General features: G+C 46.2%; 15 protein-coding genes and 1 other RNA gene. 11 read left to right on the top strand and 5 right to left on the bottom strand.

The window, feature by feature from the left end; translation table 11 throughout:
* Positions 1-287: 287 nt before the first annotated feature.
* From BMY80_RS06465 to BMY80_RS06445, 4 genes are all read left to right on the top strand, one after another.
* Positions 288-836, top strand: coding sequence for a nitroreductase family protein (locus tag BMY80_RS06465; protein ID WP_093142075.1), 549 nt, complete (start codon positions 288-290; stop codon positions 834-836).
* Between the two features lie 583 nt (positions 837-1,419).
* Positions 1,420-2,667 (top strand): NADP-dependent isocitrate dehydrogenase, encoded by a 1,248-nt coding sequence (icd, locus tag BMY80_RS06455; protein ID WP_093142070.1) that lies wholly within the window; start codon positions 1,420-1,422, stop codon positions 2,665-2,667.
* A gap of 133 nt (positions 2,668-2,800) precedes the next feature.
* Complete coding sequence (locus tag BMY80_RS06450) at positions 2,801-3,334, top strand: flavodoxin (RefSeq protein ID WP_093142068.1); 534 nt, start codon at positions 2,801-2,803, stop codon at positions 3,332-3,334.
* A 14-nt stretch (positions 3,335-3,348) separates the two neighbouring features.
* Complete coding sequence (locus BMY80_RS06445; RefSeq protein ID WP_093142065.1) at positions 3,349-4,200, top strand: aldo/keto reductase; 852 nt, start codon at positions 3,349-3,351, stop codon at positions 4,198-4,200.
* Between the two features lie 49 nt (positions 4,201-4,249).
* Here BMY80_RS06445 and ssrA read toward each other — a convergent pair.
* Together ssrA and smpB are read right to left on the bottom strand one after the other, a co-directional pair.
* Positions 4,250-4,643, bottom strand: a transfer-messenger RNA (tmRNA) gene (gene ssrA, locus BMY80_RS06440).
* 112 nt (positions 4,644-4,755) lie between these two features.
* Positions 4,756-5,238: an SsrA-binding protein SmpB gene (smpB, locus tag BMY80_RS06435; RefSeq protein WP_031579249.1), complete on the bottom strand. Its 483-nt coding sequence runs from the start codon at positions 5,236-5,238 to the stop codon at positions 4,756-4,758.
* 469 nt (positions 5,239-5,707) lie between these two features.
* On the opposite strand from smpB, the gene BMY80_RS06430 reads away from it, so the two are divergent.
* The 6 genes from BMY80_RS06430 to BMY80_RS06405 all read left to right on the top strand — a co-directional run bounded on the left by BMY80_RS06430 (position 5,708) and on the right by BMY80_RS06405 (position 12,460).
* The gene (locus tag BMY80_RS06430; RefSeq protein WP_218140328.1) at positions 5,708-6,763 is read left to right on the top strand and encodes a calcium/sodium antiporter; all 1,056 of its coding nucleotides are present in this window, start codon (positions 5,708-5,710) and stop codon (positions 6,761-6,763) included.
* 49 nt (positions 6,764-6,812) lie between these two features.
* The gene (locus BMY80_RS06425; protein WP_093142063.1) at positions 6,813-9,185 is read left to right on the top strand and encodes a YgiQ family radical SAM protein; all 2,373 of its coding nucleotides are present in this window, start codon (positions 6,813-6,815) and stop codon (positions 9,183-9,185) included.
* Between the two features lie 115 nt (positions 9,186-9,300).
* Positions 9,301-9,570 carry a hypothetical protein gene (locus tag BMY80_RS06420; protein WP_031579246.1) on the top strand — a complete coding sequence of 90 codons (270 nt, stop codon included), beginning with the start codon at positions 9,301-9,303 and terminating at the stop codon, positions 9,568-9,570.
* A gap of 82 nt (positions 9,571-9,652) precedes the next feature.
* Entirely contained in the window at positions 9,653-10,312 is a 660-nt protein-coding gene (locus BMY80_RS06415) for a hypothetical protein (RefSeq protein WP_143066472.1), read from the top strand.
* Between the two features lie 291 nt (positions 10,313-10,603).
* A complete protein-coding gene (aroA, locus tag BMY80_RS06410) occupies positions 10,604-11,878 on the top strand; it encodes a 3-phosphoshikimate 1-carboxyvinyltransferase (protein ID WP_093142078.1) in 1,275 nt (424 codons plus the stop codon).
* 15 nt (positions 11,879-11,893) lie between these two features.
* Entirely contained in the window at positions 11,894-12,460 is a 567-nt protein-coding gene (locus tag BMY80_RS06405) for a phosphatidylserine/phosphatidylglycerophosphate/cardiolipin synthase family protein (protein WP_093142060.1), read from the top strand.
* 307 nt (positions 12,461-12,767) lie between these two features.
* Here the strand turns inward: BMY80_RS06405 and galU are convergent, their stop codons facing one another.
* Together galU and BMY80_RS06395 are read right to left on the bottom strand one after the other, a co-directional pair.
* Positions 12,768-13,691 (bottom strand): UTP--glucose-1-phosphate uridylyltransferase GalU, encoded by a 924-nt coding sequence (gene galU, locus BMY80_RS06400; protein ID WP_093142058.1) that lies wholly within the window; start codon positions 13,689-13,691, stop codon positions 12,768-12,770.
* Entirely contained in the window at positions 13,691-14,014 is a 324-nt protein-coding gene (locus BMY80_RS06395; protein WP_093142055.1) for a YciI family protein, read from the bottom strand. Before BMY80_RS06395 ends, galU begins: the two co-directional genes overlap by 1 nt.
* Before the next feature lie 450 nt (positions 14,015-14,464).
* On the opposite strand from BMY80_RS06395, the gene BMY80_RS06390 reads away from it, so the two are divergent.
* A complete protein-coding gene (locus BMY80_RS06390) occupies positions 14,465-15,136 on the top strand; it encodes an inner membrane-spanning protein YciB (protein WP_031579239.1) in 672 nt (223 codons plus the stop codon).
* Positions 15,137-15,491: 355 nt separating this feature from the next.
* On the opposite strand, the gene BMY80_RS06385 is transcribed toward BMY80_RS06390, so the two are convergent.
* On the bottom strand, positions 15,492-16,577 hold the full coding sequence (locus BMY80_RS06385) for a hypothetical protein (RefSeq protein ID WP_093142052.1): 1,086 nt from the start codon (positions 16,575-16,577) through the stop codon (positions 15,492-15,494).
* Positions 16,578-16,782: the final 205 nt, after the last annotated feature.

Genomic DNA, 16,782 nt, shown 5'->3' with positions numbered 1-16,782 from the left:
CTACATCAAGAATATCTCTAGGTATTGGCATATCAAACTCCGTAAATATATAGTCTAATTATAAGTTATAATTAGACTATATTCAAGAAAAATTTCACAATTTTGTCGATATTTTTTAATTTTTTTAGGGAGAAAACAGGCTTTATATCTACATGAAAACTGAGGAAGTTATGTTGTTGATTGGTATATGGAGTAAATAATGAGATATTGAAACAAGATGTGCTCAATATTTGCACATCTTATATAGTATTATTAATTGGGAAAGTTCTATTTAAGGATAATCAGCAATGAACGCAGTAGAATGCATCAGAGGACGCCGCAGTGTCCGTGAATACACAGAACAGGACATCTCATCCCAGACTCTCAGAGAGGTTATTGAAACTTCTTCTTTTGCACCATCCTGGAAGAATTCCCAGACGGTGTCATATGTCGCGGTAAAGAATCCGGAACTTAAAAACAGAATCGCTCAGTACGGAGTAATGGGATTCACGCCAAACATGCATCGCGTGACTGACTGCAACGTGCTGATGGTGGTTGTAACTCAGAAGGGCGTATGCGGATACAATGATGACGGAACTCCGACAACCTCAAAGGGAGCCCACTGGGAGTCATTTGATGCCGGCATTGCGACTCAGACCCTGTGTCTTGCAGCTCATGAAAAGAGTATCGGTTCCGTGATTCTCGGCATTTATGATGAAAAGGCGGTTGCCGAAATTTTAGGTATTGATCTGAATGTTTTCGGAATTTCCGCACTTGTCGCCATGGGATATACTGATTCTGAACCTCGTGCGCCGAGGAGAAGAAGCGTTGACGATCTGTTAACGGTCATCGATTAACAGACAAGTCTGATGACACGGCGGGTTTTCTGTCATTTTCTGGCTGTGTCTGATCTGTCCTGAAAACGGAAACTGAGGGTGGTTCAGTTTCCGTTTTTTTATTCACATGTTCTCAAGGTGTTTTGTGCCCGGACAGCAGGTTATTCACAGATTGGGAATTTTTATGGCTACGAGCCGTACCGTCGGAGGTTACATCAGGCTCATGATTCATCAGCCGGCCGCTGTCCGGAAATTCCGAACAGCTGTCGAATCCGCTGCGGACGTGGGCGCAGAAGAAAAGGCCTTGTTCTTCATGCCCGGGACTGTCAGATGACTGTGGGGTTTTACAGGTGCGGTTTTCAGAGTCTTTTCTCTGATGAGTGTTCTGCCGGTTCTTTCAGGTAATTTTTTATTATATGCACTAAAAACAGGTAAAGAATGTTTGATAAATAAAATAAGCATCTTTATAATTATCGGCGGTACTTTTTTGTTTTAATTTTCGTCAGAACCGGTATTTGAATGTTGTCAGCTGTTAATGCTGTTGTAAATACGGCTTTTTCATATATTGGAACTGTCTTTTTATGTTAATCATGGGGATTCTTATATGACTTCTAAGGTTGTTGTACCTGCAGGTGCCAAGATTACTGTCCAGGGTAACGGATTAAACGTTCCTAACAATCCTATTATTCCATTCATTGAAGGTGACGGTATCGGCAGTGATATCACTCCTGCAATGATCAAGGTTGTAGATGCTGCTGTTGAAAAGGCATACAACGGTTCAAAGAAGATTTCCTGGATGGAAATCTACGCAGGTGAAAAGGCTACTAAGGTTTACGGTCAGGACGTATGGCTTCCTGATGAAACCCTTGACCTTCTGAAGGAATACGTTGTTTCCATCAAGGGACCTTTAACCACTCCAATCGGCGGCGGTATCCGTTCATTAAACGTTGCTTTACGTCAGCAGCTCGACCTCTACATCTGCTTACGTCCTGTACGTTACTTTGAAGGCGTTCCAAGCCCGGTTAAGCAGCCTGAACTCGTTGATATGGTTATTTTCCGTGAAAACAGTGAAGATATCTATGCCGGTGTTGAATGGAAGGCCGGTACTCCGGAAGCTGACAAGGTTATCAACTTCCTCAAGACTGAAATGGGCGTTACCAAGATTCGTTTCGACAAGGACTGCGGTATCGGTGTTAAGCCTGTTTCAAAGGAAGGTACTCAGAGACTGGTTAAGGCAGCCATTGAATACGCTATTGCCAACAACCGCAAGTCTGTAACTCTTGTTCACAAGGGTAACATCATGAAGTTTACCGAAGGCGCATTCAAGCAGTGGGGCTATGATGTTGCCAGGGAACAGTACAACGGTGAACTCATCGGCGAAGGTCCATGGATGAAGATTAAGAATCCAAAGACCGGCGAAGACATCGTAATCAAGGACTGTATCGCTGACGCATTCTTACAGCAGATTCTCCTCCGTCCTGCTGAATACGACGTAATTGCCACCCTTAACCTCAACGGTGACTACATGTCTGATGCTCTTGCCGCTCAGGTAGGCGGTATCGGTATCGCTCCTGGTGCAAACATCGGCAGCACCTGCGCAATGTTCGAAGCTACCCACGGTACTGCTCCTAAGTACACCGGTCTCGACAAGGTAAATCCTGGTTCAATCATTCTTTCTGCTGAAATGATGCTCCGTCACATGGGCTGGAATGAAGCAGCAGACCTGGTTATCAGAGGTATGGAAGGCGCCATCAAGGGCAAGCGCGTAACTTACGACTTTGCACGTTTAATGGAAGGCGCTACCGAAATCAAGTGTTCAGAATTTGCTGACGAAATCATCAGCAAGATGTAATCATCACCTGATTTAAGGCTATGTGCGGGGCTTCGGATCTCAGCGGATCCGGAGCCCCGTTTTTTCTTCTTGATGGAAATTATCATTTCCCGGAATGTACTGGTCATGGCATATATATGTTCTGCTGTGAAAAATGATTAAATTTATGGTTCTTCTCGGAATTGTTTATTTTTCACGTACGGGGGAGCAGTATTCCGTAGGTAACATCACTGAGGGCAATACCGCGATTGTCGCCGGAATGATTGCCGATAAAACCGGAGGCTCTCTGTTTGAAATCAAGTTTGCCGACGACGTGTATCCGGCAGGATACAGCGAGCTTATAAAATTCGCACAGAAGGAAAAGAGGCAGAAGGCAAGACCAGCCATTACCGGTACCGTGGATAATTTTGCGGAATACGACACCGTGTTTATCGGCTATCCGAACTGGTGGGCGGAAATGCCTATGCCGGTATACACTTTTCTGGAAAGCCATGATTTCACCGGCAAGAATGTTGTTCCTTTCTGCACCCATGAAGGCAGCGGTTTTGGCGGTACGGATGAGAAAGTAAGGGATGTCACCAGGGCCAGGATGCTCCGCGGCTTTGCCATATACGGGCATACGGCTCAGAAGGATCGTGATTTTGCCAGAGAAAAGGTAAATGAATGGCTCAGTTCCATCGGTTTCTGATTTCAGGAGAATCTATGCATAAAGTAAGGCTTAACAATGGAACGATGATTCCGGCGATTGGTTTCGGAGTGTTTCTGATACCTGATGACGGTACATGTGAAAAGGCCGTCGGCTGTGCTCTTGAAACCGGATACCGTTTCATTGACACGGCGGCTGCCTATATGAACGAAGCCGGTGTCGGCAGGGCGGTAAGAGCCAGCGGACTGCCCCGTGAGGAAATATACATAACCTCCAAGCTGTGGCTTCAGGATTACGGGTATGATGCGGCAAAAAAAGGAATAGAAAACTCTCTCAGAAATCTCGGTCTCGATTACATCGATCTCTATCTTCTGCATCAGCCGTACTTTGATACTGCCGGAGCCTGGAAGGCACTGGAGGAGGCTGTAGACGAAGGACTGATAAAGTCAATCGGCGTAAGCAATCATACCGTAGGTTTTCTGGAAAAACTGATGCCGTGGATGAACATCCTGCCTGCAGTTAATCAGATGGAATGCAATCCGCTGTTTCAGCAGAAGGAACTCAGAAAATATCTGAAACCTCATGATATCAGAATGCAGGCCTGGTATCCGTTAGGACACGGCAGTTCCGCACTTATGCAAAATGAGGTGCTTAAGGGAATTGCGGAAAAATACGGCAAGACCGTAAGTCAGATAATTCTCAGATGGCATGTCGAGGAGGGAATCATCCCCGTGCCGAAGTCAGTATCCGTTCAGCATATCAGAGAGAATTATGATATCTTTGATTTTTCTCTTGATGAAAATGATCTGCAGGCAGTCAGAAGTCTGGATACCGGCAGAGGCAGTCATAATCCTGACGACATGTCATATGGCGAAAAGCTTCTGAAGGCATACAGAATTCACGACTGATGTATTCCGTTAAAACAAAAACAGCAGCCTGAAAGGCTGCTGTCTCTATTGGTGGAGATGGCGGGATTTGAACCCGCGTCCCAAAAGGCTAGATCTCAACGTCTACATGTTTAGTCGAATCTTTTAATCTCGTAAACCGGACGCGGACCGACACGCTGCAGATTTACCAGACTGAATAGATTTAAGGCTACTCCTTCAGTCAAGGATTCACCCGATACAATATTGGGATCCGGAGATTCTGAACCTATTGTCAAACCCAGGCTCCGGGTAGTCCAGTAGTTTTTTAGGCTCTGACTACGGTTTTTGCTTGTCGCTGGTTATTAAGCAGCTAAAGCGTAAGATTCATCGTTTGCGATTATCTTTTTGTGGGTTTTTTAAGAGGCCACCCACGCCTCTACATGCTGTCTTGACTTCACTCTTCCAGTCGAATCCTAATCATCCCCTTTATTCTGTGTCAGATACGCGCTTAAAGCGTCCTACTGATTCTAAATATATCATCTTTTATGGAGAATTCAAGAATAATTTTGCTATTCAATAATTATTCGCGTTACTCTGTTAACGGGCAGCCTTCTTCATTACTCTGGCCTGGTCACGCTTCCATTCGCGTTCCTTGATTGAATCGCGCTTGTCGTGACTCTGCTTGCCTCGGGCAAGGGATATTTCAAGCTTAACCAGGGATTTTTTCCAGTAGAGCTTAAGCGGAACGATGGTGTATCCGGCTCTTTCCACGGCCCCGATGAGCTTGTCGATTTCACGACGGTTCAGAAGCAGTTTTCTGGTTCTGGTCGGATCGCAGATTACGTGGGTGCAAGCCTGATCCAGCGGAGTGATGTTGGCACCGATAAGGAATATTTCACCCCTCTTGATGGTTACGTATCCGTCCACGATACTGGCTCTGCCGGCTCTGAGGGCTTTTACTTCCCAGCCCTGAAGGCTGATGCCGGCCTCAAAATGCTGTTCAAGAAAGTAGTCATGGCTGGCTCTTTTGTTTACGGCAATTACCGCTGATTTTATATTCTGTTTGCTGTTACTGGCCATTTTTTTTATTGATTCCATTCTAAAAATGTCGAAATAAGGTTCCATTTATAAGAATGTCGAAGAATGCCGCATTCTAAAATGTTTACGTGCGCGACTGTTTTAATCATTGTCCCGCATATCGGATCCCGGCTGTTTCAGGCCTGTTTCATCCTGTTGTTTCCGCAGATTCCGAAACAGAATCATATACAATTTCAGTCCGTAAAATCAAGCATTTTGACGTAAATACCGGGGCTCCGCGGCTGTCTGTCACGGTTTGCCGGGAACTGAAACATCCGTTGAGCCCGTGCATCTTTTTTTAGTTTAAAAAGATGGCGGTAAATATTGTATAATTACGGCACTTATACATTAAGCCCCGGCGGATATGAGAAATTCTGCACATGTGCAGTGCACGTAAAGTCCGTATTCAGCGGGGGGTATACAGGAGAACGCGGCTCCTGCCGCGTCTCTTACAACGTTCGGGAGTTTTTTCATGTCCATTACAATAGCCCTGTTATGCGTGATACTGGGTTTCGTTATTCTCATATACAGTGCTCAGAAGTTTGTTGACGGGGCATCAGGTCTTGCCCTGTGTCTGGGGGTTCCGGAAATACTGATTGGTGTACTTATAGTAGGTTTCGGTACATCCGCTCCCGAAATAATGGTATCCATTTTTTCCGCTCTTGAAGGAAGCTCCAAGCTTGCTCTCGGTAACTCCTGGGGATCCAACATCTGCAACATTTCGCTGATACTAGGTGTTACCGCTCTGATAGCACCGCTCTGGGTTCAGCGCAGTCTTTTCAGAAAGGAATATCCTCTGCTGCTTCTTTCAGCTGCGGGTCCGCTGATTTTTGCCATGGACGGATATATTTCCAAGGCTGAATCCGCCGGTCTTCTGGTATTCATTTCACTGTTCGTGATGTATACCGTTTACGAGGGATTCAGAGCCAGAAAGCTTGCCAGGGCCGGAAAACTCGCACAGGACAGCGAAGAGGCCGACGTGCAGATTGAGGAATGTTCCGAGGAGGCAAGAAATCTCGGACCGTTAAAATCATCTCTGTACACTTTCTTCGGTCTTGTACTGATGGTGGTAAGCTCGAAGGTGATTGTTTTCGGGGCCGTGGAAATCGCCAAGGTTCTTGAGATAAGCGAGGTTATCATCGGTCTTACCGTGGTGGCAGTCGGAACCTCTCTTCCTGAACTCACGGCTTCAGTCATTGCTGCCAGAAAGGGTAACAATGAACTCGCCGTAGGCAACATCATCGGTTCGAACATATTCAACAATACCGCGGTACTTGGCCTTGCCGGCGTGATTCTTCCGTATGACGTGGACAGGATTGAGCTCGTAAGAGACGGCGGTTTCTGTCTGTTTCTTACCATGAGTCTCCTGCTGTTCTCCATGAGACTCAGAACAAAGGAAGCCAGACTCGGCAGAAGAATAGGTGCATTCTGGGTGACAACATACATCGCATACATGGCTCTGCTCGTATACATGACCATGCATCACAACAGTCTGCCGGAATTTCTGTCCTTTATCAGCATGAAGTAGTTAAAGACGGTACCAATCTGATTGTTTCAATTCACTTGAAGAGGTGCGCATGACAGCCGCAAAGGATGAAGAATACATTACGGATAATGATTTTAAAGACTTTGAAAAATATCACTGTAAAGACATCCGCACCTATCCTAAATACCGTAAAAATCATGTTCCGGCTCCGTTTCTGCCGATGAGCAGAAAGGAGATGGATAAACTCGGATGGGACAGCTGTGACATCATTATCGTCACCGGTGACGCCTATATAGATCATCCGAGCTTCTGCACCTCCATCGTCGGCAGGTATCTTGAGTCATTCGGTTTCAGGGTGGGGGTTATTTCCCAGCCTGACTGGCACTCCAAGGACGCTTTCATGACTCTCGGCCGTCCGAATCTCTTTTTCGGGGTTAATGCCGGCAACATGGATTCCATGATAAATCACTACACCGCCGACAGAAAAATCCGCAGTGACGATGCCTATACTCCCGGAAATGTCGCCGGCAGAAGACCGGACAGGGCAGTGACTGTCTATACCCAGAGGGTTAGGGAGGCATATAAGGATATTCCGGTCATTATCGGAGGCATCGAGGCTTCGCTCCGCCGTCTGGCTCACTACGACTACTGGTCTGATACCGTCAAGAATTCTGTTCTGCCGGATTCAAAGGCCGACATTCTGGTGTTCGGTAACGGGGAACGCCCTCTGGCTGAGATTGCCATGCGTCTTGCCGCCGGAGAATCAGTCAGGGAGATAAGGGATGTCCGCGGCACCGCGGTAATGGTTAAAAAGGCTCTGCCGGAGTGGGTGGGGATTGATTCCACCACCGTGGATACTCCGGGATTCATTGAACCTGAACCGAATCCGTACTGCGTGATGTGTCATACCGACGACGGCGGAAAAGAAAATCCGTCTGCAGGCGGGGAGGCAATTCCGTTTACGGCGGAAGATGTCCCGCAGAATTCATCTCAGGTGACAGGTGCATCCGACAGAAAGATTTCTCTTGAAAAGAAGCTGCATGACAGGGAATACATCCTGCTGCCTTCGGTTCAGGACGTAAAACAGGACAGAAGACTGTACGCCCATGTACGCAGGATATTCATCAGGGAGTGCAATCCTGAATGCGCCAGAGCCCTGGTGCAGAAGCACGGTGAACGCTACGTGTGGGTCAATCCTCCGACATTTCCGTTAAGCTCTGCCGAGCTTGATTATGTCTATGCTCTGCCTTTCAGGAGAGTACCGCATCCGGCATACAAAGGTCAGGAAATTCCGGCCTTTGAGATGATTAAGAATTCCGTCTCCATAATGAGAGGCTGCTTCGGCGGGTGCAGTTTCTGTTCGATAGTGGCTCATGAAGGCAAGAGAATTCAGAGCCGTTCGGAAAAATCAATCCTGAAAGAGCTTAAGGAAATCAGTGAAAAGACTCCGGGATTTACCGGAGTGATTTCGGATCTGGGCGGGCCGTCCGCCAACATGTACGGTCTGGGATGTACCAATGCCAGAATGCGCAGTCTCTGCCGCAAGCCGTCATGTCTCTATCCGACACCGTGCAGATTTCTCAACAAGGATCACGGCAGACTGATACAGCTTTATCGTGATGCCAGGGCGCTGCCTTTCATCAAAAAGATTCTTATCGCTTCCGGGGTCAGAATCGATCTGGCTCTCTTTGATGAAAACTACATCAGGGAGCTGGTGACATATCATGTTGGCGGACATCTGAAGATTGCTCCCGAGCACATGGCTCCGGAGGTACTGGAGCTCATGCTCAAGCCTGATGAAAAGATTTACTATGATTTCAAGAAGCTGTTTGACCGCTACAGCAGTGAGGCGGGAAAGAAACAGTACATAATACCGTACTTCATGTCGTCTCATCCCGGCTCAACCGTGGCTTCAATGATAAATCTTGCCGTATGGCTCAAGAGAAATGATTTTCAGGTGGATCAGGTGCAGAATTTCTATCCGACGCCGATGTCCGGAGCTTCGGCAATGTATTACACCGGATTCAATCCGTACAGACCGATTACGCGGGAAACCGAACCGGACGTTTTTGTGGCCAAAGGTGACGTGGCAAGAAGAAGACAGAAGGCGATTCTGCGTTACCATGATCCCGATAATTACGAAACCGTGCGTGAGGCTCTCATTGAGCTGAACATGCCTCAGTTTATCGGCAGAGGCTCCGGGGCCCTGGTGCCTCCTTATGACCCGCTGACGGAAGGCAGGGGAAAGGTGCGCGGAAGATCCGGTTCCGGAAAACCTGACGGCAGGGGAAAGCCTGCAGGAAACTCCTTCGGCAGGGACGGCAGACGTTTCGGCTCATCACAGGGCGGAAGCGGCGTAAAACACGGAAAAGGATCCGGACAGCCGGACCGCCATTCACAGGGAAACGGCGGTTTCGGAAAAAATAACGGCAGAAAGAACGGTAAAAAATCACCGGTAAAATAGACTAAAGCGAACAGATTGTATAAAATCTGACAGACTGGGGAATCAAGGATGCGGCGGAAAGGTGATATGAAGCCTTCAGATCAGGTGAATCCGCACTGACTACGGGAAGAGAGTATTGAGATATTCGGATAATCGTATTATAAAAACAGGCGATCTGGTCTGTCTTAAGGGAAAACAGCTGGGAGTCGTGGGATGCGTCATTGACAACGACGATTACACCGACGAGTTTCCCAAAAGTGATTATGCCTATCTGGAGAGAGGCATCATGCTGACTCTGTCCAACGGCAACGTGCTCTATCTGGAGGAATACATTGAGGATCTGGTGCTGATATCCAGAGGAAAGGAAGAGGACATTCCCCGGTATGATCCCGATGACAGCTGGTAACCGGTTCGCGGATGCGACCTGAATGAGGATTACCGAAGGACAAACAATAACAAACAGAAAAGAAGAGAAGGATATTCCGATAATGAAGTTTAAGTCATGGCTTATTGTACTGTGTGTGGCTCTGTGCTGTGTTAATGTCACAGGCTGTAAAAAGAACAAGGAGAAGATTTCCGAATACGACGTTACCATTGAAGGCATCGACAGTGACGGCAGCAGAATACGTGATGAAATCGAAGAACGCATGCAGAAGGAAATGGCGTCTGAGGTTAACGAATACGAATACAAGGTTCTTCTGCAGAATGCAAAGTCCTTTCAGGAAATCCTTACACTTAATCTCGAAAGCAGACCTGAAGTACTGCTGGCAAGGGATCATATGGATCAGGCCATAAACTGCGGTATTCAGATTTACGGCGACGGTCTTAATTTTGACCACTACACCATTCTGCTGACCAAACTGCGTCAGTGGTATTTCAATACCGAGGAGCGTCGTGAAAGACGTCAGGACTTTATCGTGAGATCCAGAGAATATCACTACACCAACACCACTGCCGTTGATGAATATACCTGTGATTTTGATGTTCCTGACGAACTGATGAAATCCATCGAGGCACGCATGGAAATCCGCCGCCAGAAAAACATAGAGGAACAGCAGAATAAGGAAAACGGTGAAAACGCGCAGAAGCCTGATGAAATTCAGGCCATTGCCGAGGAAGGAGCCAATCTTTCATCCGTCTCTAATTAACCGCCATACCGGTATCATGAAAGTACCGGCGGAAAACGGCTGAATCCTGCCCGGCATGATTATACCGGGAAGTTCAGGAGGATGCGGCAGGTCATATCTGCGGAAGAAATTCCTGAACTTACGGAGAGACATCAGCGGTTTTCTGATAAAATCAGACTGATGGTGTAATGCCGGAGTTACGCGGCACAACGGAAAGGCATGGTCGGAAGGCTGTTTTCTGGATATGAATAATAAGTAAAAATGTTTTTAAGCAGATTTTTTCCCAAAAAACAAAAATTAAAAGTTACAGAAATGGAATCAATAAAGTTAAATAAAAAAGACAGAGCCTGCGGTATGGTTAATCTTCCGGGCTCAAAGAGTTTATCAAACAGAGCCCTGCTGCTGTCATCACTTGCCAGAGGCAAGACCAGAATCACCAATCTTCTTGACAGCGATGATACGAGGCACATGCTTAACGCCCTTGCTCTGCTCGGTGTTGAGTATGAACTCAGTGAAGACAGAACCGAATGCACCGTATACGGTCTCGGCGAAGCCTTCAGTTCATCCAAACCTCTGGAACTGTTTTTGGGAAATGCCGGTACTGCCATGAGACCTATTACCGCGGTGCTGTGCAATTCATCAGGAGAATACGTGCTTACCGGGGAACCGCGCATGGAAGAGCGTCCGATTGCTCATCTGATTGATGCGGTACGTCAGCTGGGTGCGGATGTCACCTATCTGAAGAAGGAAGGATACCCTCCTCTTAAAATCCGCGGAAAGAAGCTTACGGGCGGCGTTGCCGAAATCGACGGTTCCGTATCCAGTCAGTTCATTTCCGCCTTCCTGATGGCTGCTCCTCTGATGGACGGTGACGTACTTCTTAAAATAAAGGGTGAGCTGGTATCAAAGCCTTATATTGATATTACAATCGGAATGATGAAATCATTCGGCGTAACCGTTGAGAACAGGGACTATAAGGAATTCTTCATTAAAAACGGTCAGAGCTATGTAAGTCCGGATACCTTTCTGGTTGAAGGTGATGCATCAGCCGCTTCATACTTCCTGGCTGCAGGCGCCATTGCAGGCAAGGTAAGGGTTACCGGCGTGGGGCTGCATTCCGTACAGGGTGACGTGAAATTCGTGAAGGTTCTCTGTGCCATGGGGGCCAAGGTTGTCATGGGGGATGATTTCATAGAGTGCGAAAGAGCTCCGCTGCATGGAGTGGACATGGATATGAACAGTATTCCTGACGCCGCCATGACTGCCGTTCCTCTGGCTCTTTTTGCCAGCGGCAAAACGGTTATCCGCAATGTTGCCAACTGGCGCGTGAAGGAGACCGACCGTCTCAGAGCCATGGCCAATGAGCTCAGAAAGCTGGGAATTGAATGCGTGGAAGGAGAGGATTATCTGGAAATCACACCGGGTAAAATCAACAGGAATGTTGCCATAGACACATATAATGACCATCGTATGGCCATGTGCTTCGCTCTGGTTTCATTCGCAACAGATGTGATCATCAACGATCCGAAGTGCTGTGCCAAGACCTTCCCTGACTTCTTTGAAAAATTTGCCGGCATTGTTGATTAGATTTGGAGTCTGATAATGAATGTTTTTACCAAACTGCTGCTAGGCAGTGTGCTTATGACCGGTGTTTCCGCTGCAGGTGCCGAAACCATCAGCATTGACGATACCGAGTACAGCTACACCACGGGGTTTGAAGTGGAGGAATCACTGACAGCTGAAGCTGCAGGCAGAGAGGCCGTAGGCCTGTTTTCCGGTCACCATGTTTATAAGAGTGCCGCTCCGAAATACACTCTGAGACCTGTTCTTGCCTATCTTCAGGAAGGTAAAGACATCAGTGCCGACAGGGAAGGTGTTCTGCTTACCACCACTTTTGTTTTAAGATGCGTGGATTTCAACAGGGAATGCGTAGGCAGTGATCTTCTGGCGCTGGCCAAAATGAACAATGTCAACGAAACCTACAAGCTCAGAACTCTTGAGGTGAAGAATCTCGATGACTGGCACGGGGTATATGACTACTACCTGAGTCATAAGGATGAATTTGCCAAGTTCTATCCTGTTCTTGACAAGGGCAAGGCTCTGCATAACAAGGATACCGGAGTATTCGGCGGAAGCGAGGCTCAAAAGCTGTTTGTTTCCCAGAAATAACGGCTGAAGCCTGAAAGCCGGCGCTTTTTCTGATTCTAATCGCTCTCACTGCACTGACCATCGACTTCTTTTCAAAAGAGTGCGGTATCGCATATCAGAATGAACTGAACAGCGTCCGGCTTCCGGAAAAATAAAACCGCCGCCGTGCGACTGCCTGAGATTTCCATCATTTAAGAAGGAGAAAAGGGCGGGAAATACGGCAAAGGTCTTTTATCGGTAATGTTCTGAACGTCGCATGCGGATTCGCATGCACGGATATGAGAGAGGGGAGGTGTTCCCCTCTGTTATTTTATGAACCGAAAAACGGTTATCTGTTTTCGGTTACCTTGGGCATAACTTCGTTTTTCAGGTATTCCCTGAATTCAGCTCCGAGCTTTTCGTTGTTCATGGCATATTCCACGAACGCCTTGATATATCCGATCTTTGAACCGCAGTCCAGACTTCTGCCCTTGAGGACGTATGCCTCAATTGATTTTTCCTTAAGAAGCAGTCTTAAGGTATCGGTAAGCTGGATTTCTCCGCCGGCTCCCACCGGGGTTTCCTTGAAAAGATCCCAGATGTCAGAAGACAGAACGTAACGGCCCACGATGGCCAGATTGCTCGGTGCCTCTTCCTTCTTTGGTTTTTCAATAAAGCCGGTAATCGGGAGAGTTTCGCCCTGGGCGATGTCGCGGTTTTTGCATTCTTCAGGAATATTGACTACACCGTAGGATGACACCTCGTCAGGAGATACCGGTTCAACCATGATCTGACTTACGCCGGTTTCCTCAAAACGTTCAATCATTTCCCTGAGATTGTCTTTTCTGAGGTCGGAGGCGTATTCATCAATAAGCACGTCCGGGAGAATAACGGCAAAAGGCTCGTTGTTGACGAGCGCGGCCGCACACCTGATGGCGTGAGCCAGTCCCTTTGCTTCACCCTGACGTACGTGCATGATGGTTACGTCGCGCGGACATATTGACTGGATTTCATCAAGAAGCTGGCGCTTAACACGCTTTTCAAGAGTGGCTTCCAGTTCGAAACTGTGGTCAAAATGATTTTCTATGGCATTCTTTGATGAATGAGTTACCAGGATTATGTCTTTGATTCCTGCGGATGCGGCTTCATTCACCACATACTGAATCAGAGGCTTGTCCACAACCGGCAGCATTTCCTTCGGAATTGCTTTGGTTGCAGGCAGCATTCTGGTGCCCAGTCCTGCCACTGGAATAACAGCCCTGGTAATTTTCATTAGAATGATGCTCCGTTCATCTTGGCGGTAATCTTAAACGGCTTAACAATGCCGGTACCTTTCTGGTAAACGCCCTGATGCCAGTAAGGATCGTCTTCGGCCCAGGCTTTTGCCTCTTCAAGAGAATTGAACTTTGCAATGATTGCTGAGCCTGAAAAACCTGCTTCACCAGGTTCTTCTGAATCAATGTTAGGGTTTGGACCTGCAAGTAGCAGACGATCTTCTGCAATCAGTTCCTTGAGTCTTGCGATATGAGCAGGACGAGCCTTACTTCTTACTTCGTTTGAGTTTGGAATGTCTTCCGCGTAAATTAAGTACCACATGATGTCTTATCCTTATGGTTGGCAATTGAACTTTACTGAATTTATTTGTTCTTATTATAGTTAAATGCCGGCTGCATATAAAATGATTTTTTGCATATTTAAAGGTTGCGTCTTAGCGGATGATGCGGGATACGGTGTCTCCCGGTTATACGCGCGGGAGGTGACGTCAGGCGCAGAGAATTCCCCGGTGTATCGGGGAATACGCATCTTCCTGATTCGGAAAAAAAGTGCGGCATAAAGGATACGTTTGCTGAGACATGCATTTAACGCTGTTTCATGTCGTTTTATCCTTAATAATTATAAAAACAGCAGCAAGATTTATATAGAATATATTACCGATATATAAAACATCAGCCTGTCAGATACAAGCGTGAATATTTTTAATATTTGTTTATAAATACTGTATAAATGTGGTAGAATGGGTCAGCTTTACGCAAGGACTGTCAAAAAATGAAATTACTTTTAAATATCCTTCCTGCAATCTGTTTTTTTCTGACTTACAAGTTTTCTGATCATAACCTTATCTACGCTACAATTGCCGTGGTTATCTCCTCAGTCATAACGCTTGGAGGAAGCTGGTTTTTACAGGGTAAGATTACCAGAATTCAGATTGTGGTTATTCTGGTGCTTTTCATCTTTGCCATACCGACAATTCTCGTAAAGGATCCTGATTTCATTAAGTGGAAGGTTTCGGTGGTAAACAGTGTCATCGCCGTTGCCATTCTGCTGTGTCAGTTTGTTTTCAAAAAGGATATCATTGAAGCTCTGACCGGGTGTAAGACTCCAATTCCCGAGAGCGTGCTCAAAAAGGCCGCAGTGGCAACAGCCGTGTATTTTCTGCTCTGCGCATGTTTAAACTACGTTATCGCATTCAGACTTCCGGAAATCATGAATATCAACAGTGATGAAGCCGAAAATCTGTGGGTTAACTATAAGACCTACGGGAACGGCATTCTGAATACCGTATTCATGATAGGGGTTTTCGGCTGGGTATACAGTCAGCTTACCGATCAGCAGAAAACTGCTCTTGAGAAGCTGGTTGCTGACGTTAAGGATGAACACATCGGTTCCGGCAAAAAAAATGCCGGGGAATGTTCTTCAGAAGAATCAGATAAGCAGTAATTCTGCGCGCTGTGCATTAATTTCTTAAGAATGCACGGCCGTGTTCCTGAAGCACTGGACGTAATTCCGGTTTTTTACGGAGCGTGTTCATGTTCCGTTCAGTCTGATGTATCCGCACACCTGCATATTTACAAGAATTTTTGATTTGTGCATCCTGCAGAATCAGATGTTAAATCCTCAGAAACCTGATAAGCCCCGGCAATAACTGCCTGATATCTGATACCGTATTTCAAAAGTTCTGCGTGCTTTCTTCTGCATCATCGTCGCAAAAACAAAACCTTTGGGATCAAAAACTGAACCAATATTCCGCAGCATACCGCATGATGTCGTCTCTCAGGATTCATTAAGCAGAAAATCAGTATTTGTCTTCGCTGAGAACCGGGCCGGATGAACCTCCTGAAGGAGGTAATATACCGTAAAACATTTCCTTGTAGCCGTATTCGACGTTCAGACAGTCTGAAACATCCGGGAAAAAATGGTCCATAACCATTTTTATCTGAAACTGATCAAGGGCAACATGTATGCTCCTGACATCAGTCAGCAATTTGATGCTGAATACATAGGTGTCCCGGTACGATTTGCGGTAGCTGCGGTGGTGATGCACGCTGGATTTGGAAAAAAAGGTCAGAATTTGCACTGCTTTAGTCAGATTCATAAATGTCCGTTGTGAAAAATGAATCTTATCATTTTCATTTATGCGTTGAATCCGGCATTTAACCTTTTTTATATCCTTTTTAGGAACGCTGAAGAAATCTTCTCCGTCAAATCCGTGTATGTAGGTTGAGCCGATAACGAGACTGAAGTACGAATTGGTAAAAGCATAACCGTCGGCATATGAGTTTTTGATTATATGGGCGTCAGGGAGGTCTTGAATCCATCTGTTGAAAACAAGGCGGGAAAAGAGATAAATGAGCATGACAAATAAAAGATTTTCGGCTGCAATTGTCAGAAGAATTCCGTATGTTTCCTCCTTGGCACTGCGTACAGGATTTACGTAATCTGCGATATATCCCAGCCACAGAACGAATCCGGCAGGTATTGTCAGGACAGGAACCAGAAAGCTCTTCCGGATGATCTTTTTCATGTATTGCCATGACAGATCGGACATTATCGATGCGGCTCTGAGCTGGTGTTTTTCAAGCGGATGTTTTTTCTGGTATTCGCTGTATTTTTGTTCCCAGATTTTTCTGGTGAAATAGTTATTTTTTTGTAAGACAGTCTTGAGAGCCTCTACTTTACGGTTGGCTTCAGATATGATGTCCCTGTCATCTTTATCTAAAAGCCACGGGCCACAAATATAGATTACAATACATGGAATCTGGGCAATATACAGTATACTTCGGTCTGAGAAGGGATAAATAACCGCATATGTTACGGGCAGGATGATAAGAATGCATAAAATGACGATATAATATATCTTCTGTTTTTTTGAGATTTTCATGGGCGTCCTTTGTCACAATGGTTATCAGGTAATTGGTATTACACTGTTGTTTTTTCGAAGAAATCAGTAATTTTCTGTGGAAAACTGAGACAAAATCCTGTTCCGGAACAGAAGTGTAATCTGAACTGTTTTTTTTGATTTCACGCTACGGGCTCATTATCTATTAATTCTTGGTCAAACATATTCTCACTTATTTATATTCTGC

Source organism: Ruminobacter amylophilus (assembly GCF_900115655.1).
Taxonomy (GTDB): domain Bacteria; phylum Pseudomonadota; class Gammaproteobacteria; order Enterobacterales; family Succinivibrionaceae; genus Ruminobacter; species Ruminobacter amylophilus.
This window is presented reverse-complemented; position numbering and strand designations above follow the sequence as displayed.